At 63.4% G+C, this 21,514-nt stretch carries 24 protein-coding genes; 15 read left to right on the top strand and 9 right to left on the bottom strand.

Annotation, left to right across the window (positions count from 1 at the left end; translation table 11 throughout):
- Positions 1-19 precede the first annotated feature (19 nt).
- On the bottom strand, positions 20-718 hold the full coding sequence (locus BLV07_RS15430; protein ID WP_091886998.1) for a pirin family protein: 699 nt from the start codon (positions 716-718) through the stop codon (positions 20-22).
- A 37-nt stretch (positions 719-755) separates the two neighbouring features.
- Entirely contained in the window at positions 756-1,502 is a 747-nt protein-coding gene (locus BLV07_RS15425; protein WP_091886996.1) for an SDR family NAD(P)-dependent oxidoreductase, read from the bottom strand.
- Positions 1,503-1,638: 136 nt separating this feature from the next.
- Between BLV07_RS15425 and BLV07_RS15420 the strand changes: the two genes are divergently transcribed.
- Together BLV07_RS15420 and BLV07_RS15415 are read left to right on the top strand one after the other, a co-directional pair.
- Complete coding sequence (locus tag BLV07_RS15420) at positions 1,639-2,574, top strand: LysR family transcriptional regulator (protein ID WP_091886994.1); 936 nt, start codon at positions 1,639-1,641, stop codon at positions 2,572-2,574.
- Between the two features lie 52 nt (positions 2,575-2,626).
- Complete coding sequence (locus BLV07_RS15415) at positions 2,627-3,148, top strand: REP-associated tyrosine transposase (RefSeq protein ID WP_176945554.1); 522 nt, start codon at positions 2,627-2,629, stop codon at positions 3,146-3,148.
- A gap of 65 nt (positions 3,149-3,213) precedes the next feature.
- Here BLV07_RS15415 and BLV07_RS15410 read toward each other — a convergent pair whose 3' ends face one another.
- Positions 3,214-3,471, bottom strand: coding sequence for a hypothetical protein (locus tag BLV07_RS15410; protein WP_091886990.1), 258 nt, complete (start codon positions 3,469-3,471; stop codon positions 3,214-3,216).
- 147 nt (positions 3,472-3,618) lie between these two features.
- Between BLV07_RS15410 and BLV07_RS15405 the strand changes: the two genes are divergently transcribed.
- Complete coding sequence (locus tag BLV07_RS15405; protein WP_091886988.1) at positions 3,619-4,605, top strand: tripartite tricarboxylate transporter substrate binding protein; 987 nt, start codon at positions 3,619-3,621, stop codon at positions 4,603-4,605.
- A gap of 96 nt (positions 4,606-4,701) precedes the next feature.
- Positions 4,702-5,046 carry a hypothetical protein gene (locus BLV07_RS15400; RefSeq protein ID WP_091887079.1) on the top strand — a complete coding sequence of 115 codons (345 nt, stop codon included), beginning with the start codon at positions 4,702-4,704 and terminating at the stop codon, positions 5,044-5,046.
- 6 nt (positions 5,047-5,052) lie between these two features.
- Here BLV07_RS15400 and BLV07_RS15395 read toward each other — a convergent pair whose 3' ends face one another.
- From BLV07_RS15395 to BLV07_RS15385, 3 genes are all read right to left on the bottom strand, one after another.
- Positions 5,053-5,520, bottom strand: a complete 468-nt coding sequence (locus tag BLV07_RS15395) for a YbaK/EbsC family protein (RefSeq protein WP_091886986.1) — start codon at positions 5,518-5,520, stop codon at positions 5,053-5,055.
- A gap of 49 nt (positions 5,521-5,569) precedes the next feature.
- Positions 5,570-6,301, bottom strand: a complete 732-nt coding sequence (locus tag BLV07_RS15390; RefSeq protein WP_091886984.1) for a haloacid dehalogenase type II — start codon at positions 6,299-6,301, stop codon at positions 5,570-5,572.
- Between the two features lie 176 nt (positions 6,302-6,477).
- Positions 6,478-7,362 (bottom strand): 4-hydroxyphenyl-beta-ketoacyl-CoA hydrolase, encoded by an 885-nt coding sequence (locus tag BLV07_RS15385; protein WP_011090280.1) that lies wholly within the window; start codon positions 7,360-7,362, stop codon positions 6,478-6,480.
- A 303-nt stretch (positions 7,363-7,665) separates the two neighbouring features.
- Here BLV07_RS15385 and ykgO point away from each other — a divergent pair, with 303 nt between their 5' ends.
- From ykgO to BLV07_RS15370, 3 genes are all read left to right on the top strand, one after another.
- On the top strand, positions 7,666-7,791 hold the full coding sequence (gene ykgO / locus BLV07_RS15380; protein ID WP_006611362.1) for a type B 50S ribosomal protein L36: 126 nt from the start codon (positions 7,666-7,668) through the stop codon (positions 7,789-7,791).
- 104 nt (positions 7,792-7,895) lie between these two features.
- Complete coding sequence (locus BLV07_RS15375; RefSeq protein WP_091886982.1) at positions 7,896-8,537, top strand: tetratricopeptide repeat protein; 642 nt, start codon at positions 7,896-7,898, stop codon at positions 8,535-8,537.
- Between the two features lie 125 nt (positions 8,538-8,662).
- Entirely contained in the window at positions 8,663-8,923 is a 261-nt protein-coding gene (locus tag BLV07_RS15370) for a hypothetical protein (protein WP_091886980.1), read from the top strand.
- A 25-nt stretch (positions 8,924-8,948) separates the two neighbouring features.
- Here BLV07_RS15370 and BLV07_RS15365 read toward each other — a convergent pair whose 3' ends face one another.
- Complete coding sequence (locus BLV07_RS15365; RefSeq protein WP_091886978.1) at positions 8,949-9,131, bottom strand: hypothetical protein; 183 nt, start codon at positions 9,129-9,131, stop codon at positions 8,949-8,951.
- A gap of 331 nt (positions 9,132-9,462) precedes the next feature.
- On the opposite strand from BLV07_RS15365, the gene BLV07_RS15360 reads away from it, so the two are divergent.
- The gene (locus BLV07_RS15360; RefSeq protein WP_176945553.1) at positions 9,463-10,419 is read left to right on the top strand and encodes an alpha/beta fold hydrolase; all 957 of its coding nucleotides are present in this window, start codon (positions 9,463-9,465) and stop codon (positions 10,417-10,419) included.
- 82 nt (positions 10,420-10,501) lie between these two features.
- Here the strand turns inward: BLV07_RS15360 and cycA are convergent, their stop codons facing one another.
- Positions 10,502-10,897: a cytochrome c-550 CycA gene (gene cycA, locus BLV07_RS15355; RefSeq protein ID WP_091886974.1), complete on the bottom strand. Its 396-nt coding sequence runs from the start codon at positions 10,895-10,897 to the stop codon at positions 10,502-10,504.
- A 276-nt stretch (positions 10,898-11,173) separates the two neighbouring features.
- On the opposite strand from cycA, the gene BLV07_RS15350 reads away from it, so the two are divergent.
- The 6 genes from BLV07_RS15350 to BLV07_RS15325 all read left to right on the top strand — a co-directional run bounded on the left by BLV07_RS15350 (position 11,174) and on the right by BLV07_RS15325 (position 17,841).
- Positions 11,174-12,667 (top strand): FAD-linked oxidase C-terminal domain-containing protein, encoded by a 1,494-nt coding sequence (locus BLV07_RS15350; protein ID WP_091886972.1) that lies wholly within the window; start codon positions 11,174-11,176, stop codon positions 12,665-12,667.
- Between the two features lie 331 nt (positions 12,668-12,998).
- Positions 12,999-13,394 carry a hypothetical protein gene (locus BLV07_RS47555; RefSeq protein ID WP_176945552.1) on the top strand — a complete coding sequence of 132 codons (396 nt, stop codon included), beginning with the start codon at positions 12,999-13,001 and terminating at the stop codon, positions 13,392-13,394.
- A gap of 42 nt (positions 13,395-13,436) precedes the next feature.
- Positions 13,437-14,675, top strand: coding sequence for an FAD-binding protein (locus BLV07_RS15340; protein WP_091886970.1), 1,239 nt, complete (start codon positions 13,437-13,439; stop codon positions 14,673-14,675).
- Positions 14,672-15,994, top strand: a complete 1,323-nt coding sequence (gene glcF, locus BLV07_RS15335; RefSeq protein ID WP_091886968.1) for a glycolate oxidase subunit GlcF — start codon at positions 14,672-14,674, stop codon at positions 15,992-15,994. Before BLV07_RS15340 ends, glcF begins: the two co-directional genes overlap by 4 nt.
- Positions 15,995-16,079: 85 nt before the next feature.
- Positions 16,080-16,445: a histone gene (locus BLV07_RS15330; RefSeq protein WP_091886966.1), complete on the top strand. Its 366-nt coding sequence runs from the start codon at positions 16,080-16,082 to the stop codon at positions 16,443-16,445.
- A gap of 385 nt (positions 16,446-16,830) precedes the next feature.
- Positions 16,831-17,841, top strand: coding sequence for a TorF family putative porin (locus BLV07_RS15325; RefSeq protein WP_091887077.1), 1,011 nt, complete (start codon positions 16,831-16,833; stop codon positions 17,839-17,841).
- A gap of 396 nt (positions 17,842-18,237) precedes the next feature.
- Here the strand turns inward: BLV07_RS15325 and BLV07_RS15320 are convergent, their stop codons facing one another.
- Positions 18,238-20,001: an ABC transporter ATP-binding protein/permease gene (locus BLV07_RS15320; protein WP_091886964.1), complete on the bottom strand. Its 1,764-nt coding sequence runs from the start codon at positions 19,999-20,001 to the stop codon at positions 18,238-18,240.
- A gap of 323 nt (positions 20,002-20,324) precedes the next feature.
- Between BLV07_RS15320 and dctP the strand changes: the two genes are divergently transcribed.
- On the top strand, positions 20,325-21,431 hold the full coding sequence (gene dctP / locus BLV07_RS15315) for a TRAP transporter substrate-binding protein DctP (protein WP_091886962.1): 1,107 nt from the start codon (positions 20,325-20,327) through the stop codon (positions 21,429-21,431).
- Positions 21,432-21,514: the final 83 nt, after the last annotated feature.

Below are 21,514 nucleotides of genomic sequence, written 5' to 3'. Positions count from 1 at the left end.
TGCTGTGTGGTGACGGCGCCTACGCCGCGTCGACGAGCACGAGCTCCGAATCTTCCAGAGCGGTGATCTTCAAGCTGTCCTCGTCGTGGATCGCGGCGCCATCGCGGGCGTTGACGCGCACGCCGTTGATCTCGACTGAACCTGCCGCGGGCACGAGGTAGAGGTGCCGCGACTTCTGCGGCGCGTATTCCGCGCTCTCGCCGGCCTTCAGCGTGGTGGCGAGCACCCGCGCATCGGCGCGGATCGGCAGCGCGTCCGCATCGTCTTCGAAGCCGCTCGCGATGGTGACGAGCTTGCCGGAGCGGCCCGCCTTGGGGAACGGTTTCGAGCCCCAGGTCGGCTGACCGCCGCGTGCCGTCGGCTCGATCCAGATCTGGAAGATCCGCGTCCTGGTCGGCTCGAGATTGTACTCGGAGTGGCGGATGCCGCTGCCCGCGCTCATCACCTGCACGTCGCCCGCCTCGGTGCGTCCCTCGTTGCCGAGGCTGTCCTGATGGGTGATCGCGCCCTCGCGCACATAGGTGATGATCTCCATGTTGGCGTGGGGATGGGCGGGAAAGCCGGTGTTCGGCGCGATCTCGTCGTCGTTCCACACGCGCAGGGCGCCGTGACCCATGTTGTTCGGATCGTAATAGCTGGCGAAGGAGAAATGGTGCTTGGCCTTGAGCCAGCCGTGATCGGCGCCGCCGAGCTTTGCGAAAGGTCTGAGTTCGATCATTTGCGTAATTCCTTGACTTGAAGGGGGGCGGTTCGGATCAGGCGCCGAACCCGCCGTCGACATTGAGCACGGTGCCGGTGACGAAGGAGGCCTCCGGGCTTGCGAGGAAGACGACGCCGGCGGCGATTTCTTCCGCGGTCCCGAAGCGTTGCAGTGCGTGCTGCTTGCGCTGCGCGTCGGCGAATTCACGATCGTCGTCGGGGTTCATGTCCGTGTTGATTGAGCCAGGCTGCAGCACGTTGACCGTGATGCCGCGCGGCCCGAGGTCGCGCGAAGCGCCCTTGGAGTAGCCGACGATCGCAGCCTTGGTCGCAGCGTAATCGGCGAGGCCAGGGAACGAGGCGCGTGTGGCAATACCGGAACCGATCGTGACGATGCGGCCGCCTTCGCCCATCAGCTTCGAGGCCGCGCGGATCCCGGCGATCACGCCGTGCACGTTGATGTCTTCCTGGCGGGCGAGCGCGGCGGTGTCGGTCGCGGCATCGTCGATCAACCCGCCGACAGCGACGCCGCCATTGCGGATATCTAGCCGGCCGAAATCACTGGCGACGCTCCTGACCAGTTGATCGACCTCCTTGGCCGAGGCCTGATCGGCCTTGTAGGCGCGGGCCTTGACGCCATGGGCCTTCAGCTCGGCGACGACGGCCTCCGCCTTGTCGGGCGAAGCGACATAGCTGATGGCGACATCAGCGCCTTCATCGGCGAGTGCGCGGGCCGAAGCCGCGCCGATGCCGCGCGAGCCGCCGGTGACGAGGGCAACCTTGCCTGAGAGCTTCTTGGTCATTGGATTTCTCCATTTCTGAATGTCTGATGACCCTTGGAAATGTCTGATGACCCTTGGATAAGCCTCCGCCTGTGGTATAGAAATAGAAACTGTTGAAACGTATTGTTTCTAAAAATACCCGATAGGATCGGCTGCCATGGCAAAACTCCCCGATTTCGAGGCGCTCGCGGTTTTCGCAAAAGTCGTGGAATTACGGTCGTTTGCGGGGGCCGCAAGCGAGCTCGCGATGTCCAAGGCGACGGTCTCCAAGGCGGTCACGCGGCTGGAGGAGCGGCTCGGCGCCCGGCTGTTCAACCGCACCTCGCGCCGGCTCGCGTTGACCGATGCCGGCCACAAGCTCGCCGAACGCGCGACGCGCCTGCTGGCCGATGGCGAAGCCGCGGAGAACGAAGCGCTGGCGCAATCGGTGGCACCGCGCGGGCTGGTCCGGCTCGCCGTGCCCATGACGTTCGGCATCAAGGCGGTGGCGCCATTGTTGCCGGAATTCTTTCAGGCCTATCCGGAAGTCTCGGTCGACCTGCATCTGAGCGATGCAACCGTCGACCTGATCGGCGAGGGATTTGACATAGCGGTGCGGATCGCGCGGCTGCCGGATTCCTCGCTGATCGCACGGCAGCTCTTCACCATGCCGCGCTATACCGTGGCCGCGCCGTCCTATCTCAAACAGCACGGCCGGCCGACACATCCGATGCATCTGGCCGAGCACAAATGCTTCAGCTACGTCTATCTCTCGACGCCGAACGTCTGGCACTACACCAATTCGGCCGGCGAGCAGGCCAGCGTGCGCCCGGGCGGCCAGCTCCGCGTCAACAACGGCGAAGCGGTGATGCCGGCGCTGATCGCAGGCCTCGGCATCGCCGAGCTTCCCGAGTTCATCGTCGGCGAGGCGATCTCCTCAGGCCAGGTCGAGGTGATCCTGAAGGATTGGAAGCAGGCCGAAGGCGCCGTGCACCTGGTAACGCCGCCCGGCGGCCCGCGCCCCGCGCGCGTCGAGGCGCTCGGCGATTTCCTGGCCGCGAAGCTGCCGGGCACCTGCAAGCGGCGGCCGAAGAAGGGTGCGAAGGCAATGTAACTGCCGTAGGGTGGGCAAAGCGTGCCCACGGCTTTGCCCGAGGTGATCACAAGTGTCTCGATATCGGCGCGCACAGGGCAGGATGTTTTTCTTCACCGTCGTGCTCGCAGATCGGTCGAGCACGCTACTCGTTGATCAAGCCGATCGCCTGAGGCGAACTTACCGAACCGTCTTTCAGCGCCGGCCGTTTGAGACGGTCGCAATTTGTATCTTGCCCGACCACCTCCACGCGATCTGGACGTTGCCGGAAGGTGACGTCGACTTTTCATCGCGTTGGAATCTGATCAAAAGCGGATTTTCGCGTGGCTTGGAGGCTGGGTTCCCTTCAAGTAGCAAGCTGAGAAAGCGTGAGAAGGGCATCTGGCAGCGACGTTTCTGGGAGCACACAATTCGCGACGACGCAGACTTGGAGCGACACGTTGATTACATCCATTTCAACCCCGTGAAACACGGCCTCGTCACCCGAGTGCGCGACTGGTCTCTCAGCAGTTTTCATCGCTATGTGGACCAGGGCATTCTTCCCTTGGATTGGGGAGGGGATATGCGCGATGTTGCGGGGCATTTCGGCGAGTGATGGTGGGCACGGCGCGCGAAGAGCGCGCCTTTGCCCACCCTACGGCATCTCGCTTTGCGGCTGGACTACGACACCTTCACGCCGTCGATCGCGACAATGCGCAAGCTTGGCTTCAGCGTCTCTTCCAGCTGCGACTTCAACTCGTGGACACGCGGGTCGCTCGAACGCTTCGCGCAAACCGCATATTGATGGACGGATTGTGCCAGTGCGCGCCGCGCTTCCGGTGTTCGCGTCATTTCGGGCGTTGAAAGTCGCAAGACGATCGCGGCGAGATTCACCAGCATCTCGTCCAAGGCAACGTCGATGGTCGCGAGTTTTCCCATGGCACACTCCTGGGAGGGCAACGGAGGCCTCAGGCATGCGTTCCGGGCTCGGCCGAACATGGCTAATGCTTCGTAAACATCTTGTTCTTGCCGATCGCGACGTTAGGCTGGCTGGCGAAACAAAGAAAATGAGGGGAGGGACCTGCCATGGATCGACGCGACGTCCTTCGCGCCGCTGCTACACTGCCGTTGTTGCGCGCTGCGTTACCTGACAAAGCCTTCGCCCAGACCTATCCCGTCCGCAACATCACCATGATCGTGCCGTTTCCGGCGGGCGGACAGGCCGATCTCGCGGCGCGCCCGGTGGCACAGGCGCTGGAGCGGGTCCTCGGCAAGCCCGTGATCGTCGACAACAGAGCCGGCGGTGGCGGCGGATCGGTCGGCAATGCCGCAGCGGCGCGCGCCGAGCCGGATGGCTACACGCTGCTGATGACGCTGTCCTCGCTCGCGGTGCTCCCAGAAGCCGACCGGCTGTTCGAGCGTCCCGTTGCTTACGAGGTCTCGCAGTTCATGCCGATCGCGCGCGTGCTCGCCGATCCCACGCTGCTCGCGGTGCCGGCCTCGGCGCCATGGAAGACGGCGCAGGATTTCGTCGAGGACGCGAAGAAGCGGCCGGGCCAGATCACCTATGGGTCGTCGGGGCCCTATGGCACGCTGCACGTGGCGATGGAGATGTTCGCAAGCAGCGCCGGCATCAAGCTGCTGCACGTGCCGTTCCGCGGCGCAGGTCCCGCACTGACCGCGATCCTCAGTGGTACCGTGCAGGCGATCGCCGCCGCGCCCGGCACGCTGAAGCCGCAGGTCGACGGCGGCAAGCTGCGCGTGCTCGGCAATTGCGGCGCGCAGCGCATCGCGAGCTTCCCCGACGTGCCGACCTTTCAGGAGCTCGGCTACAGGGATGTCGAGATGTACATCTGGGCCGGCCTGTTCGCGCAAAGCGCGCTGTCGGCCTCGATCGCGACCCGTCTGCGCGAGGCGATGGCGCAGGTCATGACGAGTCCGGACGTGCTCAAATCGTTCGAGACCTCGGGCAGTCTCGTGGCCTATCAGGATGCGCCGGCCTTCGCGCAATTCGTCGCGGCCGACAGCGCGCGACTGGTCGCGGCGGTGAAGAAGATCGGCAAGGTGGAGTAGGTTCCAGGCGCGCTTTCACATTTTGTTGTTGGTCCAGAACCTTCCCCCGCCTCATTGATTGGGGAGGTTTTGATGGGATTCGGGAAGGATCGGGACATGCGAACAGAGCGGATTGCGCTGGGTGTGGCGCTCGCGATCGGCGGCATCGTCGCGCAGAACGCAGCATTCGCCCAGGAATATCGCGGCACAATGGAACAGCAGATGGCCTGCACGCCTGATGTGTGGCGCCTGTGCAGCGATCAGATTCCCGACGTGAACCGTATCGTGGCCTGCTTGCAGCAGAACACGCCGCAGCTCTCGAGCGGCTGCCGTGCAGTGTTCCAATCGAACAACCAGGCCCAGCCGCAGCAGCCGGTGCCGCGCAACCGCGCCGCGCCCCCGCCGCGCTACAACACCGCGCCGCCCCCTCCGCCGCGGCCCTATTATGACGAGGATGATTAGCCTCGCTTAGGATCGGTGTTCGCAGACATCGACCCATTCGGCCGCGACGAGCTCAGCCATCCGCTCCGGCGTGATGCGCACGGCGCTGTGGGTCGAGCCTGCGGCCGGCACCACCACGTCGAACGCTTTCAGCGAGACGTCGCAATAGATCGGCAGCGGCGCCTTCAGGCCGAACGGACAGACGCCGCCGACCTCGTGGCCGGTGATCTCGGCGACCTCCTCCAGTCCCAGCATTTTCGGCTTGCCCCCGAACTGCGCTTTCACCTTCTTGTTGTCCATGCGCGAAGTGCCGGCAGCGACGATCAGGATTACGCGTTCGCCGATGCGCAACGACAGCGTCTTGGCGATGCGCCCCGGCTCGACGCCATAGGCTTCCGCCGCCAGCGTCACCGTGGCAGAGCTGATCGGGGATTCGATGACGGTAATGTCGGGGGCTCTCTCGGCGAAAAAATCGCGAACGGATTGAAGGCTCATTCCAAACAGCTCATTCCAAGAACATGGGCGGCGATCCCGAAGCGATTCCTTAAGCGATTCCTGGCAACTCGGAGAGTGCGCGGATGCGGTGATCCGGCGCGAAGCCGAGCTCGTCCATCTGGGTGCGGATCGCCTTGAACATCGTCAGCGGTGCCACGAGTTCGTTCTCGACGCAAGCCAGCGCCATGGCTTCGGGCGTCACCCGCTCGATCCAGGCGACCTTCAATCCGAACGATTTCGCGCCGGCGGCGTCCCAGGGATTGGAGGAGACGAACAGAACCTCGTTCGCCTTGGTGCCGAGCACCTCGCCGATCAGCTCATAGACGTCCGGGCTCGGCTTGAAGATTTTCTTCGCGTCGACGCTGATGGTGGCATCGAGCAAGGCGTCGAGGCCGGAATTGCGCACGAGCGCATTGAGCATGTCCGGACTGCCGTTGGAGAGGATGGCAAGCTTTCGCGGTCTCAGGGCCGCAAGCGCTGCCGTCGCATCCGGATAGAGGTCGAGGTGCAGATACTTCTCGATCACGCGCTCGAATGCGTCGTTCTCGTAAGCGATCCCAAGCACGCGCAGCGTATAGGCAAGCGAGTCGCGCGTGACAGTGGCAAAATCCTGGTAGCGCCGCATCAGCGAGCGCAACCAGGTGTATTCGAGCTGCTTGATACGCCAGACCTGCGTGATGATCTCGCCATAGCCTGGAAACGCATCCTCGGTGATCTCTGCGACCGACTGGATGTCGTAGAGCGTCCCGTAGGCGTCGAAGACGACGGCTTTGGTGCTCATTGACCCCTCCCTTGGATCGTTGCAGGCGCACGGACTATATCGGAACGGCCAGCTATCGTCGTTCTATATTCCGAGCCTCCCGCTGGGCGAGACCCGGCTGAGGCCTCGAGCGTCTGAGCCGAGGGCTTCGGTCACCGGGATCGAAGCCCTATGCGCTATGGGCGATGGGTGAGCGCCTAGATTCCCAACAGCTTGCGCGCGTTGGCCTTGAGCACCTTCGGCCGGATCTCGTCGCGGATGTCGATCTTGGCAAAATCCGACAGCCAGCGATCCGGCGTGATCACCGGCCAGTCCGAGCCGAACAGCATCTTGTCCTGGAGGATCGAGTTGATGTAGCGCACCAGGATCGGCGGGAAATATTTCGGCGACCAGCCGGAGAGGTCGATATAGACGTTCGGCTTGTGGGTCGCGACCGACAGCGCCTCCTCCTGCCAGGGGAAGGAGGGGTGGGCGAGGATGATCTTGAGGTCGGGGAAATCGGCCGCGACATCGTCCATGTACATCGGGTTGGAATATTTCAGCCGCATGCCCATGCCGCCGGGCATGCCGGAGCCGACGCCGGTCTGGCCGGTGTGGAACAGCGCGATCGCGCCGCCATTATTGATCTCTTCATAGAGCGGATAGGCCATGCGGTCGTTGGCGTAGAAGCCCTGCATGGTCGGGTGGAATTTGAAGCCGCGCACCCCGTATTCCTCGATCAGCTTGCGCGCCTCGCGGGCGCCGAGCTTGCCCTTGTGCGGGTCGATCGAGACGAAGGGGATGAGGACGTCGAGATGGTCGGAGGCGACCTCCAGCATCTCGTAATTGTTATAGCGGCGGAAGCCGGTCTCGCGCTCGGCATCGACCGGGAAGATCACGGCGGCGATGTTCTTGGAGCGGTAGTACGCCGCGGTCTCCGGTACCGTTGGCGGATGCTTGTTGGGCGACTTGAAATACTCCGCCATCTGCGCCTGGAAATCGTCATAGCCGTCGTCGGCATGGCAGCCACAGGGCTCCTCGGCATGGGTGTGGATGTCGATGGCGACGACATCGTCGATGTTGGGCAGCTTCAGCTTTGGCATGGGTTTCCTCCCGGGTTGCCAAATTGATTATATCATATAACGAATTTGGCAAGGCGCTGCCGCAGGTTATCGGCTCGGCAGATCGGGCCGATCCGGCCGTTTCTACTGTGCATGGGGTTGTTTTCGCGAATTTTGCTGGTTCGGAACCGGGCAGTTAACATTGACATCACCTCCCGCGATGCCTTAAGAACCGCCCCGTCCCGGGCGGTCGGTCCGCCAGCGGGAAAAATCTCATTTTGCCATATTCGCGCGTGCCGAAACGGTAGTGCCGAACACGGCCTTTCGAACGTTCAGGATTCTGCCATGAAGGTCCGTAACTCGCTGAAATCGTTGCGCGGTCGCCATCGCGCCAACCGCCTGGTCCGCCGCAAGGGCCGGGTCTATGTGATCAACAAGGTGCAGCGCCGCTTCAAGGCGCGTCAGGGCTGATCTCGCCCTCCAGGACGCCTTCGCGCTCCGCAAGACCACGGTCTCACACGAGTTTGACGCCGCCCTGCTTTGCAAGGGCGGCTTTGCGCGTTTAGACTTTGCCCATGGCACTGAGATTCCTCTGCGCGCCCACCCTGTGTCTGGCCCTGGTCCTGGGGACCGCCGGCTTCGCCCCGGTGCTGGCGCAGCAGATTGAGCCGCCGCCTCCGCCCGGCCAGCAGAAGAAGCTGCCGGAAGCGCCGGCCAAGCTGCCCAAGGTCGACCGCACCAAGAATCTCGATTTCCTGTTCGGCGCGCTGAAGGCAGCGCCCGACGAGACCAGCGCCAAGCATGTCGAGGCGCGGATCTGGGCGATCTGGCTGCAGACCCCGAGCGACACCGCGGCACTGTTGATGTCGCGCGCCAAGACCGCGGTCGAGGCGCAGAAGATCGATGTCGCGATCAAGCTGCTGGATTCGATCATCAAGCTCAGGCCCGACTATATCGAGGCCTGGAACCGGCGCGCCACGCTCTATTACATGCAGAACGATTATGGCCGCTCGCTCGCCGACATTCAGCAAGTGCTGATCCGCGAACCGCGCCATTTCGGTGCGCTCGCAGGGCTCGGCATGATCATGCAGGAGGTCGGCAACGAGAAGCGCGCGCTGGAAGCCTACCGCAAGGCGCTCGCCGTCAATCCGCACCTCGAGAAGATCCCCGACCAGGTCAAGGCGCTGACCGAGAAGGTCGAAGGTCGCGACATCTAGCCTATAACTCGATCATTTCTTGAGCGATCGCGGCCGGCGTGGATTAACCACGATCGCAGGCGTCGCGTCGCGAGGGCTATTGCCGGGGCTGCCGCAGGCCTACCTGCATCGCAGGAGCAAAAGCCATGAAGCGTTTGATCTTTGCAGGTAGCTTGCTGCTCGCGTCCGGGACGGTGAGCCTTGCCGACGGATTGTTCTGGGTGGTCGGCAACCGCGCCACCGGCAAATGCGATATCGTGACCAGCAATCCCGTGATCATCGGCGATATCTGGTTCGGTGACGGCCCCTACAAATCCAAGGCCGACGCCAAGCTTGCCCGTTCGACGATCCGCGCCTGTCCCGCGGTCACGCCCGACGAGGAGAAGGACGAGGACGGGTCGAACTAAGTCGCTTGCACCTGGTGCAGGACACCTAGTGCAGGACGCTGCCGCCGCGCTCGGTGAGGCCGCGATCGGCGACGGCGGCGTAAGCCTTTGCAAGCTCAGCTTCGAGATGCTCGTTGATCAGGAGCAGCGCCCGCACGGCACCGCGCAGGTCGCCGCTGCAGCTCGCGACGATCTCGTCGATCGCAGTGTCGTTCGATCTGAAGCTCATCGAAAATCCTCCGGTTCAAACCAGGAAAAAATCCTGCCGGTCTTTCCCGCATCCCCGAGGCTGCGAGGAGGATCGGCGCCCACCCGCGCCTAGATGGCCGAACCGACCATGGCGATTATATGGAAGCCGCGATGACGACTGCATGAAGCTGGTCCGAGGCTTGCGTGTCGCCAAGGAATATTGTTGATTCCGTTGGGTTTTTACGTTCCCTAATTGTGCACATATCCACAGCCCCGCTGTTTCCGGTGGAAGCCCTGAAGCCGACTGAGCGAAACTGGCGTGTGCCAAGACCCGTAACTGTCCTGTGCCCAGGACCGCCCGGATTCGCTCAATGATCGTGATGTCAGTCGTGACGGCGCTGGTTCTGCTGGCGCTGGCCACGCAGGCCGGAATCCTCGTCGTGCAGCGCGCCTATCCGCCGCAGGGCCGGATGATCGCGGTCGACGGCGCGGTGCTTCACGTCGTCGATCTCGGCCCGCGCAACGCTGGCCTGCCGATCGTGATGCTGCACGGCGCAAGCTCCAATCTCGAAGCAATGCGGCGGCCGCTCGGCGATCTCCTCGCCAGGGATCGTCGCGTCATTCTGATCGACCGTCCCGGCCATGGCTGGAGCACGCGTGTGCGGCGGCAGGATTCGACGCCGCAGATCCAGGCGCGGATGATCGATGATGCGCTTCAGAAGCTCGGGATCGACCGCGCGGTCTTCGTGGTGCATTCCTGGAGCGGCGCCCTCGGCGCGCGGATCGCGCTCGATCACCCGTACCGCGTCGCTGGCCTCGTGATGCTCGCGCCCGTCACTCATCCCTGGCGCGGCGGCGTCGGTCGCTACAACGAGATCATCGCAACGCCCGTGATCGGTCCGCTGCTCGCCTACACGATCACGCTGCCGCTCGGCTATGTTCTTACTGAATCCGGTGCGCGCAACGTCTTCCTGCCGCAAGTTATGCCGGACGGCTTCGTCAGGGACTCCGCGACGCCGCTGCTGTTACGTCCGCGCGAGTTCATCGCCAATGCCTATGATCTGGTGACGCTGAAGGAAGCGGTTGCTGCACAAGTCTCGCGCTATGGCGAGATCAGGGCGCCGGTCACGATCATCGCCGGCGAGCCCGACAAGACCGTATCGACCGGCATCCACGCACGCCCGTTTGCCGCGATCGTGCCGAATGCGAAGCTGATCGTGCTGCCCGATCTCGGCCACATGGTGCAGAACGCCGTACCGGATGTCGTGAAGGCGGAGATCGAGACGATGATCGGGAAGATCGTCCAGGCGCAGGCGGCCGCCGATTAAAGCGTTTTCGAGCGAAGTGGATGCTGGAGCTTCGGTTCTGATTCAATCAGAACCGTAGCTCTAGCGGCCGCCTTTTCCGCACCTATTGCTTGATCTTCCCGTCCTTGTCGAACTGCGAGACATAGGCCCAGAGATTGTTGATCTCGGTCTCGTTCTTGATGCCGGCGAACGCCATCTTGGTGCCGGGGATCTTGGCTTTGGGATCCTTGATGTATTCCTTGAAGGTCGGCTCGTCCCAGGTGATGCCGGAATTCTTGTTCGCATCCGAGTAGTTGTAGTCGGGAGCGGTGCCCGACTTGCGGCCGTTGAGGCCGTTGAGCTCGGGGCCGACCTTGTTCTTGGCGCCTTCGCCGATTGCGTGGCAGGCCAGGCATTTGTTGAATGATGTCTTGCCGGCCGCGACATCCTGCGCCATCGCGGCGGGTGCGGTGGCAATCACGGTGAGGATCGTCAGTGCGCCAAAAGTCAGTTTTGTCATCGGGTGCTCTTCGTCTCTTCCCTGGTGGGTCTAGTCAGTCTCTTGCCTGAGCGGCAATTGTCGGACCTGCCGGTTTTGGCAGGCCTGCCCGGCTTGGACAAGCCGCCAGACCATGGCAGGTTTCACGATTTCCTACTTGTCCCAGAGCGAACTCGCTGGCGATTGCGGGTCCGACTTTCGGATGGCCTACCCAAACACCCCCGGACGTGGTTGATTTACCGCGATAAATTGGATCGTGCGGCGTGAGCCGGACGGATATGCCATGAAGGATTTGATATGGCCATCATGATGCCTGCGAGCGACCAGGCCGTGCTCGCGCGCCGCGCGGACGTCGTTGCCGCACTGCGCGCAATCGTCCCCGGCGAAGGCGTGATCGACAGCGCCGCCGAGATGCGAGCCTATGAATCCGACGGATTGACGGCCTATCGGCAGCCGCCGATGGTCGTGGTGCTGCCTGACACCACCGAGCAGGTCTCGCTGGTCCTGAAATATTGTGCAGAGCAGGGCATCAAGGTCGTGCCCCGCGGGTCCGGTACCTCGCTGTCCGGGGGCGCGCTGCCGCTCGAGGACGGCGTGCTGCTCGGGCTCGGCAAGTTCAAGCGCATCCGCGAGATCGATTTCGACAACCGCGTCGTCGTCACCGAGCCCGGCGTCACCAACCTTGCCATCAGTCAGGCGGTCGCGCATGCCGGCTTCTATTACGCGCCAGACCCGTCCTCGCAGATCGCCTGCTCGATCGGCGGCAATGTCGCGGAAAATTCCGGCGGCGTGCATTGCCTGAAATACGGCATGACCACCAACAACGTGCTCGGTTGTGAGATCGTGCTGATGAGCGGCGAGATCCTGCGCATCGGCGGCAAGTCGGCGGAGAACCCCGGCTACGATCTGATGGGCGTCATCACCGGTTCCGAAGGCCTGCTCGGGGTCATCACCGAGATCACGGTGCGCATCCTGCAAAAGCCGGAGACCGCGCGCGCGCTGATGGTCGGCTTCGCCGAGGTCGAGGCCGCCGGCGAATGCGTGGCGCGCATCATCGGCGCCGGCATCATCCCTGGGGGCATGGAGATGATGGACAAGCCCGCGATCCACGCCGCCGAGGCCTTCGTCCATGCCGGCTATCCGCTCGACGTCGAAGCGCTGCTGATCATCGAGCTCGACGGTCCCAAGATCGAGGTCGACGAGCTGATCACGCGCGTCGAGGCGATCGCGAATGGCTGCGGCTCGACCACCTGCCAGATCTCGACCTCGGAGGCCGAGCGCAATCTGTTCTGGGCGGGCCGCAAGGCAGCGTTTCCCGCCGTGGGCCGCATCTCGCCCGATTATCTCTGCATGGATGGCACGATTCCCCGCGGCGCGCTGCCGAAGGCGCTGGCGCGCATCCGCGAACTCGGCGAAAAATACCAGCTCGGCTGCGCCAACGTGTTCCACGCCGGCGATGGCAATCTACACCCGCTGATCCTCTACGACGCCAACAAGCCCGGCGAGATCGAGCGCGCGGAGGCTTTTGGCGCCGACATCCTGCGCGCCTGCGTCGAATTCGGCGGCGTGCTCACCGGCGAGCACGGCGTCGGCATCGAGAAGCGCGACCTCATGCCGGATATGTTCACCGAGATCGACCTCAACCAGCAGCAGCGGTTGAAATGCGCCTTCGACGCGCAGGGTCTGCTCAATCCCGGAAAGGTGTTTCCGACCCTGCATCGCTGCGCCGAGCTCGGCCGCATGCATGTGCATGCAGGTAAGCTCGCGTTTCCGGATATTCCCCGGTTCTGAGCGACCGGGATCGCTCACACAAAGAGCCGCCGGGTTGAGACCGCGGCGGCTCTTGTCATTGGCCTATTGGCAATTGCGAGACGACCGTCAGTAGCCAGACTTCGTGCTCGCGCCACCAGACTTCGTGCTCGCGCCAGTGGTTTGGCCGGGAGCGTAGCCAGAAGCGCCGGGGTGACCTTTCTTAGAACCCATGGCGTGCTTCTTATGTCCCGGAGTGTAGCCGGATGCTCCCGGATGGCCTGCCTTGGAGCCCTTGGTCTGCATCTCTTGGCCCGGCGTCTTGCTTGATACGCCTTGGGCAAAGACGGCCGGCGCAGCGCCGATGAGGGCGATGGCAGAAAGTGCAACAATTATCCTCTTCATCTTCATTCCTCCTTCTGAAGGAAGCATCGTGATCAACGGGTTGGAAACTGCGCCGTTCCATGAACGCCTGTTCATCAATCTATTATCGCAGGTCCAGCAAATGCCCGATGGGCGCGTCGCGCCGATCCGCCGAAGCAGTGCCGGTGATCCCGACGATCGATGCAGAGCGCGAAGTCTGGTTGCGGGCGCCGCGAGATTGCGTCGCCCCACCGTTCTTGCTCGCTTCGTCCGGCTGGGCTGCTTCGGTAAGATGCGCCAGTTGACGACAAGCAGCGGAAGGCTTGCCTGCCAACGGGAGCGCCCCGGCCAGCGCTCTTTCGCGTTGCACCAGAGATTGTCAGCCCGGGCGAAGCGCAGTGTCTGACAGATTTGATTTCCGGCGCGAATTTCGTTACGGCCTCCTCTCGTGGATACGCTCAAGGTCAGAGACGGCAAAGACGTCGAAGAGGTGGTGCGCGCGGCGATCGCCAACGAGCAGCCGCTCGAGATCATCGGTCATGGCTCCAAGCGCGGTATCGGCCATGCGATGGCGACCAATGCCGTGCTCGACGTCTCCGCGCTCAATGCGGTCACCTCCTACGAGCCCAACGAGCTGATCGTCACGCTCCAGGCCGGCGCGCCGCTGGCCGACGTGCTGTCGCTGATCGATGCCAAGAACCAGCAATTCGCCTTCGAGCCGATGAACACGGCGCCGCTGCTCGGCACGCCGGCGCTCGGAACCATCGGCGGCATGATCGCCGCCGGGCTCGCCGGTCCGCGGCGGATCAGGGCGGGCGGGGCGCGCGATCATCTGCTCGGGGCGCACGCCGTTTCCGGCTTTGGCGACAGTTTCAAGACCGGCGGCAAGGTGGTGAAGAACGTCACCGGCTACGACCTTTGCAAGCTTCTCGCCGGCTCCTGGGGCACGCTGGCGGTGATGACCGAGGTCACGCTCAAGGTGATGCCCAAGCCCGAGGCCGAGCGGACGCTGTTGCTCCGCGGACTCGACGATGCCCGCGCCAACAAGGCGATGACGGCGGCGCTCGGCTCGCCCTTCGACGTTTCCGGAGCCGCGCATCTGCCGAAATCGGCCTTTCGCACCAAGGCCAATGGGCTCGGCGACGTCGCGGGCCAGGACGAGGCGCTGACCGTGCTGCGGCTCGAGGGCATCACGGCGTCCGCCGCGCACCGCGCCGGCTCGCTGCGCGAATTGCTGGCGCCGTTCGGAACCGCGACCCTGATCGAAGACGCCGCATCGTCCGCGCTGTGGGCCACGATCCGCGACGTCCTGCCGTTCGCGGCAAACGGCGCGCTGGGCGCTTGGCCGGTCTGGCGGATCGTCTGTCCGCCGGCGTCGGGTGCGGCGCTCGGCACCCAATTGGCACGCGAGACCGGCGGCGACCTGATCTATGATTGGGGCGGCGGACTGATCTGGGCGGCGGTGCCGCCGAAGCCGGACGCGCATGTCCCGGCCGTGCGCCAGCTCACCAACGCGTTCGGAGGACATGCCACGCTGATCCGGGCGACCGAGGACGTCAGGTGTGATATCGATGTATTCCATCCGCAAGCGCCTGGCATCGCGGCGCTGAGCGAGCGGGTGCGCGCCAGTTTCGATCCGAAGACCATTCTCAACCGGGGACGCCTGAGGCGGGGCGCTGCGGCATGAAGACCGAATTCTCACTGGCGCAGCTCGCCGACCCCGACATCGCCGAAGCCGACAAGATCCTTCGCGCCTGCGTCCATTGCGGCTTCTGCACCGCAACCTGTCCGACCTATGTACTCCTCGGCGACGAGCTCGATAGCCCACGCGGCCGCATCTACCTGATCAAGGAGATGCTGGAGAAGGACCAGGAGCCGACGGCGGAGGTGGTCAAACATATCGACCGCTGTCTGTCGTGCCTTGCCTGCATGACGACCTGCCCGTCAGGGGTGAACTACATGCACCTCGTCGACCAGGCCCGGGTCCGGATCGAGCAGCGCTATCAGCGGCCGCTGACTGAGCGGTTGTTGCGTCAGGTGTTGGCCTTCGTCCTGCCGGACCCGCAGCGTTTCCGCGCGAGCATGTGGCTGGCGCGGCTGGCCCGCCCGCTTGCCGTCTTCCTGCCGACGCCTCGGCCTTCGGCTACGCCCGGATTGATCCAGCGCATCAAGGCGATGCTGGCGCTGGCGCCGAACCGGCTGCCATCGCCCGGGCCCGCCGCCGGCAGCGTGTTCGCCGCGCTCGGCAAGAGACGCGGCCGGGTCGCTCTGCTGCAAGGCTGCGCCCAGCAGGTGCTGGCGCCGCGCATCAACCAGGCCGCCATCAGCCTTCTCACCCGCCACGGCATCGAGGTTGTCCTGGTCCGGGACGAGCAGTGCTGTGGCGCGCTGACCCATCACCTCGGCAACGACCACGATGCATTGGCACGGGCGCGCGCCAATATCGCTGCGTGGTGCCGGGAGGCGGCCGGCGAGGGGCTCGACGCCATCCTGGTGACGGCGTCCGGCTGCGGCACCGTGATCAAGGACTACGGCTATCTGCTGCGCGAGGATGTGGCGTTCGCAGCCGATGCGGCGAAGGTGTCCGCGCTTGCCAAGGACATCACCGAATACGTCGCCGGCCTCGGACTTTCGGCCACCGCGCCACAGGACAACATCGTGGTCGCCTATCACTCCGCGTGCTCGTTGCAGCATGGGCAGAAAATCACGGGCCTTCCGAAAGAATTGCTTTCCAAGAATGGATTCGTGGTGAAAGATGTGCCGGAGAGCCATTTGTGTTGCGGTTCGGCGGGCACCTACAACATTCTCCAGCCCGAGCTTGCGGACCGGTTGCGCGATCGCAAGGTCGCCAACATCGCGAGCGTCAAGCCGGACATGATTGCTGCGGGCAATATCGGCTGCATGGTGCAGATTGCCAGTGGCACATCAATTCCGGTCGTACACACGATTGAGCTTCTCGATTGGGCTACGGGCGGGTCGCGGCCGGCATTGAACGCGCAAGTTTGAGCTTTCAAAAGCTGAGCTTTCGTCCGCAGGTGACGGCAGAAAGACGCCCGATCGACCATTGTTCGGCGGCAACAGGAGGACCACGATGGCGAAAGCGAAGAAGAAAAAAAGCAAGAAGGCCAAAAAGGCTAAGAAGGTCGTAGCGGCGAAGAAGAAGACCGCGAAGAAGGCAGCCAAGAAGTCCGCGAAAAAGTCTGCCAAGAAGTCTGCAAAGAAAGCTGCCAAGAAGGCAGCCCCGAAGAGAGCCGCCAAGAAGGCTGCGACGAAGTCGGCCAAGAAGGCCGCACCCAAGAAGGCCGCGAAGAAAGCAGCACCGAAGAAAGCGAAGGCAGCTCCTGCTCCGAAGCCATCAGCACCGGTGGAAGCTCCGGCTCCCGAGCCTGCCGCCGAGACAAGCTGGGCGATGCCTTCGTCTTCTGCGGAATCGTCGCCGGCCGAGGGACAGGGGTAGGTCCAGCGACCGCGATCGACAACAGGAAGGCCGCTGCGGTGACGCTGCGGCCTTTTTGCATCGCCGCAAGCACCTACAGAGGACGTCCTTTCTCGCGCCCGTCTGATTCGTCACCTGGGTGACACGCTTCCCGGGCCGTCCCGTACTTGCACGGTGCTTCCTGCGCTTTGCGATGCAAATAATGTGTTCGAGAAGACACACAGGCTGACAACCTTTCGTGGAATCGTCAAAACGCCTAAAAAGTCGGCAGATGCCCGCGCTTTTTGCTTCACCGTTCGCACCCCTCAATTCACATTGCCGCAGTTACGAAATTTGCAATCAGGTCGAGCGCCCCGGGGGGCTATTGGGACCTGACTAGGTCTAAGAACTGGCGATGGGGATCGAAATGAAAAAAGTGGCTTTGTTGGCAACGGCGCTGGCAATGGTGACGGGTTCGGCTTTCGCGGCAGATATGCCGGTCAAGGCATTGAAAGCCCCGCCGCCGCCCGCTTTCGAGCCCTGGGACGTCGCCTTCGGCGGCGGCATCATGAGCGACTATATTTTCCGCGGTATCACCCAGTCGAACCACAAGCCGTCGGTCACGGCCTATTTCGAGCCGCGCTACAACGTCACTAAGGACCTCCAGCTCTACGTGGGCGTGTCCGGTGAGAGCATCTCCTTCCCGAACCGCGCCGCGGCCGAGATCGACGTCTATGGCGGTATCCGCCCGACCTTCGGTGCCTTCGCCTTCGACATCGGCGTATGGGGCTATCTGTATCCGGGCGGCAGCTGCTTCTTCGGCGCGCCCGGAATTGACTTTGCCGGCAACTTCCAGGGCGCCGAGTGCGCCTCGCAGGCCCTGATCAACGGCAACGTGATCAAGAAGGACCTGAGCTTCTTCGAAGTCTACGGCAAGATGACTTATACGGTGAACGACAACTGGTCGTTCGGCGTCAACGAATACTACACCCCGAGCTACCTGAACTCCGGCGCCTGGGGCAACTACACCTCGATCACCGGCAAGTACATCGCGCCCAGCACGGTCTTCGGCTCGAGCGGCGTCGGCATGTATGTCTCGGGCGAGTTCGGCCGTCAGTGGCTCGGCACCTCCGACAGCTTCTACGGCGTGCCGGCGTTCCCGAACGGCATCAAGTACGCCGACTACAACACCTGGAACATCGGCATCGGCTTCACCTACAAGGTGTTCACGCTGGACCTGCGTTATTCCGACACCGACCTGTCCAAGGGTAACTGCAACGCCTTCACCAGCGACTTCTCCGCCCGCGGCAACATCGCTCCGAACCTCGGTACCGACGTGACCCCGATCAATCCGTCGGGAGTCGGCTCCAACTGGTGCGGCGCGGCCGGTATCGCCAAGCTGTCGTTCGACCTGACGGCGATGACCAACCTGAAGTAAGACTTTTCCCGGAATACTTGGCGAGGGCGGCAGAGCGATCTGCCGCCCTTTTGCTTGGGGCGAACGGCTCTCGTGGGGCGCCGGATTGATAGCTGTCGTCATGCCCTGGCCAACGGTTCATTCCGTCATTGCCGGGGCGCGAGCGGAGCGAGGGAGCCCGGAATCCATCGGGCCACAGAGTACGCGGCTGAATGGATTCTCACGGCCCCGTACCCGGGAATGACATTCCCGGAATGACGTTGACTCGCTCAGACGTCAGAGACGCAGCACCAGATGTGCCGGGCATCCACGTTCTTCGTGCCGCTGGGCAAGGCGGGGAGATAGGCGAGCGGAAGCGACGCCATCCCTTGGACGGCTGTCCCAGCGATCACGATCCGGCAGGTAGCGCAGGCGGTCTCAGCGCGCCGCGCTCGGCTCCGCCTCGGCCGGCTCTTGGCTGCTGCCGAGTACGTGGATCTCTCCGCTCTCCACCATCGCGACCTTGCGGGTGTGGAAGACGTCGAGCGTCGAGCGGTGCCCGATCGAGACGATGGTGGCTTGCGGCAGCTTCTCCGCCAGCAACCGGTACAGCCGGGCCTCCGACAACTCGTCGAGCGAGGCGGTCGCCTCGTCGAGGAAGAGATAGTCGGGCGCATGCAGCAGGGCGCGGGCGAGCCCCAGGCGCTGCTGTTCGCCCAGCGACAGCGTCCGGTTCCAGTGGCCTTCCTCGTCAAGCCGTCCCGACAGCCGCGGCATGCCGACCCCCGCCAGGGCCTCCCTGATCTTGTCGGGCGCGATCGTGCCGTGCTCGGCGGGGTAGATCACGGCATCGCCGAGCGGGCCGACCGGGAAATACGGCCGCTGCGGCAGCATCATCAGCCGGGCGTTCTCGGGGATGGAGATCGTCCCGGTGCCGAACGGCCAGATGCCGGCGACGGCGCGGAACAGCGTCGACTTGCCTGAGCCCGACGGCCCAGTCACCAGCACCCGCTCCGACGGCTGGATCGTGAAGGCATCGACCGTGACCAGCGGCGCGCCGTTTGGCAGCTTCACCAGCAACTGCTGGAGTGCGATCGCCTTGCTGCGGCTGGACGGCGCAACGCCAATGGTGGGCTCGTGCGCCGCGATGTTGGCGGCTGCGCCGACCGACATCTCGAAGCCGTCGAGACGGGCGACCACCGCGCGCCATTCGGCGAGCGAGCGGTAGGCCGTGACGAAGAAGGACAGCGCATCCTGCACGCTGCCGAATGCCGAGCCGGTCTGCATCATGTCGCCGAGCTGGATCCTCTTGGCGAAGAAGGCGGGCGCTACCATCACATAGGGAAAGACCACCGCCGCCTGCTGATAGCTTGCCGTGAACGCCGTGAGGCGCTTGGTCCGGCTCATGATCGCGTACCAGTTGGCGATGACGAAGCCGAAGCGGTGCAACAGGCGCCCTCGCTCGGCACGTTCACCCTTCAGGAGTGCGATCTGCTCGGAATTTTCGCGCACCCGGACCAGGTTGAAGCGGAAATCGGCTTCAAAGCGCTGCTGCTCGAAATTGAGATTGACGAGCGGTACACCGATCCAGTGCGTCAACGCGGTGCCCAGGATCGCGTAAACCAGCGCAGACCACACCAGAAAACCGGGGATGACGATATCGGTGCCGTAAATGTGCAGAGGCGCCTTGTTGGACAGGCCCCAGAGGATGACGACGAACGATGCCAGCGTCACGATCGACGACAGCAAGCCGAGCCCGATGGTCAGCGTTTGCTCGACGAAGGTCTTGACGTCCTCGGTGATGCGCTGGTCCGGGTTGTCGGCGGCCTCGCCCCTGAGCTGCATGCGGTAGTGCGTGGCGCCGTCGAGCCATTCGCCGAGATAGTGTCGCGTCAGCCACTGCCGCCAGCGGATCTGCAGCCACTGGTTCAGGTAAAGCTTGTACACGGCCAGCGCGACGAAGGTGAAGGCGAGGCCGAGGAAGATCCAGATCTCCGTAACGAAGGCGTCCAGATCGTAGGCCTGCAGCGCACTGTAGAACCGGTTCTGCCACTGATTGACGAGGACATTGATCGCGACCAGCGCCAGCTCCATCGCGATCACGGCGGCGAGCAGGCCGAGGCCGGCCCATTTGTCCTCCGATCTGAAATAGGGCATGGCGATTCGCCAGACGATCGCGAGCGTGGCGCGGATGTTCTTCACAGAGCTGGGTCTCCTGGGTGGTGCGCAAGGGTTCGGGGGCAAATGCCGGGAGCCATGGCGAAAATTAGATGGCTGCTTAGACTAAGGTCGTAAACCCTTCAATCCGCGTTGGCTTGTCCCGGCCTGCCGCTCGACCCTAGCATGGCCGAAACGGGGCCGCTTAAGAGGCCTCGGAACTTCGCGAGGATGTGAGCCGGTCCGGCTGGTCCGAAATTGCTCCAGCTGGCTGCAAAAAATTGCGGAATAACCGCTGAGTCCGGAGGTTAAGCCGCAAAGATAACCGCCCATAAGGGCGGAATACGGCGACCAGAAGGGAGGAGTCAATGACCAACGAAACAACCAAGCGAAAGACCACTCGTCGCAAGTTTCTTGTCGCGGCCGGCACGGCCGCCGTCACGGCGCCCTACATTCGTGATGCCCAGGCTGCCGAGACGACAACGTGGAAGGTCCAAACTTCGTGGCCGGCTGGCGTCGGGCTCGCCACGTTCAAGCAATGGTGCGGTTCCATCAAGGAAAAGACCGGCGGTGAGCTTGAGTTCAAGCCGTTCGCTGCGAAGGAAGTCGTCGGCGATTTCGAACTCTTGGACGGCGTGAAAAACGGCGTGCTCGAGGCGATGAACTCGTTCACGCTCTATTGGGCCGGCAAGGTGCCTGCAACGGCCTTCCTCTCGTCCTATTTGATGGGACTGCGCTATCCTCATGAATGGGACGTGTTCTTCTACGGCAATGGAGGACTGAAGCTCGCGCGCGACGTGTTTGCCAAGCAAGGGCTGATGTATGTCGGCCGCATCCACCACGGCCCGAACATCATCCACTCCAAGAAGCCGATCAGGTCGATCGATGATTTCAAGGACCTGAAGTTGCGCGTGCCGGGCGGCATGATCGCCGAGGGCTTCGCCGCGATCGGTGCGAAGACGACCCTGCTGCCGGGTGGCGAAGTGTTTTCCGCCCTCGAGAAGGGCACCATCGAAGCGGCCGACTACACCGGTCCCGCGGTCAACTGGGACCTCGGCTTCCAGCAGGTCGCCAAATACATCTGGATGGGACCTCCAGGTCTGGAGTCGATCTACCAGCCAGTCGACCTGATGGATTTCTGCGTCGGCCTGAACCACTGGAACAAGCTGTCACCGAAGATGCAGCTCTGGGTGGAGAACGAGATCGAGGCCTATTCGGCCCTCCACCATGGCGCGATTCAGAAGGCCGACATGGTCGCCTGGGGCAAGTTCGAAAAGGCCGGCGTTCAGATCAATCGCCTGCCAGCGGAAGATCTCGAGGAATTCCAGAAAGTCGCCGTCCCGATCTGGTTCAAATGGGCCAACAAGGACAAGGACGCGGCGCGCATTTTCAAGGCGCAGCTTGAAGTCATGGAATCTCCGAGCTTCGGCTACGTCACCCCCGAGATGTACCGGGGCCAGAAGCTCGATCTTTGAGGTCTGCTCGATCTGATCGAAAAATTGTGCAAGGAGGCACTTTCGATGCCTCCTTCCACGGGATCGAACAGGCTCTTTCCGAT

This window comes from Bradyrhizobium sp. Rc2d (assembly GCF_900099855.1).
Classification (GTDB): Bacteria; Pseudomonadota; Alphaproteobacteria; order Rhizobiales; family Xanthobacteraceae; genus Bradyrhizobium.
The sequence above is the reverse complement of the archived record's forward strand: the minus strand, read 5'-3'. Positions and strand labels throughout refer to the sequence as shown.

Coding starts and splice junctions, on each gene's coding strand:
- BLV07_RS15360 (WP_176945553.1), top strand. CDS start 9,463: ATGATCGTGATGTCAGTCGTGACGGCGCTGGTTCTGCTGGCGCTGGCC.
- BLV07_RS15385 (WP_011090280.1), bottom strand. CDS start 7,362: ATGCCAAAGCTGAAGCTGCCCAACATCGACGATGTCGTCGCCATCGAC.
- BLV07_RS15420 (WP_091886994.1), top strand. CDS start 1,639: ATGGCAAAACTCCCCGATTTCGAGGCGCTCGCGGTTTTCGCAAAAGTC.
- ykgO (WP_006611362.1), top strand. CDS start 7,666: ATGAAGGTCCGTAACTCGCTGAAATCGTTGCGCGGTCGCCATCGCGCC.
- BLV07_RS15430 (WP_091886998.1), bottom strand. CDS start 718: ATGATCGAACTCAGACCTTTCGCAAAGCTCGGCGGCGCCGATCACGGC.
- BLV07_RS15400 (WP_091887079.1), top strand. CDS start 4,702: ATGCGAACAGAGCGGATTGCGCTGGGTGTGGCGCTCGCGATCGGCGGC.
- BLV07_RS15410 (WP_091886990.1), bottom strand. CDS start 3,471: ATGGGAAAACTCGCGACCATCGACGTTGCCTTGGACGAGATGCTGGTG.
- glcF (WP_091886968.1), top strand. CDS start 14,672: ATGAAGACCGAATTCTCACTGGCGCAGCTCGCCGACCCCGACATCGCC.
- BLV07_RS15375 (WP_091886982.1), top strand. CDS start 7,896: ATGGCACTGAGATTCCTCTGCGCGCCCACCCTGTGTCTGGCCCTGGTC.
- BLV07_RS15370 (WP_091886980.1), top strand. CDS start 8,663: ATGAAGCGTTTGATCTTTGCAGGTAGCTTGCTGCTCGCGTCCGGGACG.
- BLV07_RS15365 (WP_091886978.1), bottom strand. CDS start 9,131: ATGAGCTTCAGATCGAACGACACTGCGATCGACGAGATCGTCGCGAGC.
- BLV07_RS15330 (WP_091886966.1), top strand. CDS start 16,080: ATGGCGAAAGCGAAGAAGAAAAAAAGCAAGAAGGCCAAAAAGGCTAAG.
- BLV07_RS15405 (WP_091886988.1), top strand. CDS start 3,619: ATGGATCGACGCGACGTCCTTCGCGCCGCTGCTACACTGCCGTTGTTG.
- BLV07_RS15390 (WP_091886984.1), bottom strand. CDS start 6,301: ATGAGCACCAAAGCCGTCGTCTTCGACGCCTACGGGACGCTCTACGAC.
- BLV07_RS15425 (WP_091886996.1), bottom strand. CDS start 1,502: ATGACCAAGAAGCTCTCAGGCAAGGTTGCCCTCGTCACCGGCGGCTCG.
- BLV07_RS15325 (WP_091887077.1), top strand. CDS start 16,831: ATGAAAAAAGTGGCTTTGTTGGCAACGGCGCTGGCAATGGTGACGGGT.
- BLV07_RS47555 (WP_176945552.1), top strand. CDS start 12,999: ATGGCAGAAAGTGCAACAATTATCCTCTTCATCTTCATTCCTCCTTCT.
- BLV07_RS15350 (WP_091886972.1), top strand. CDS start 11,174: ATGGCCATCATGATGCCTGCGAGCGACCAGGCCGTGCTCGCGCGCCGC.
- dctP (WP_091886962.1), top strand. CDS start 20,325: ATGACCAACGAAACAACCAAGCGAAAGACCACTCGTCGCAAGTTTCTT.
- BLV07_RS15395 (WP_091886986.1), bottom strand. CDS start 5,520: ATGAGCCTTCAATCCGTTCGCGATTTTTTCGCCGAGAGAGCCCCCGAC.
- cycA (WP_091886974.1), bottom strand. CDS start 10,897: ATGACAAAACTGACTTTTGGCGCACTGACGATCCTCACCGTGATTGCC.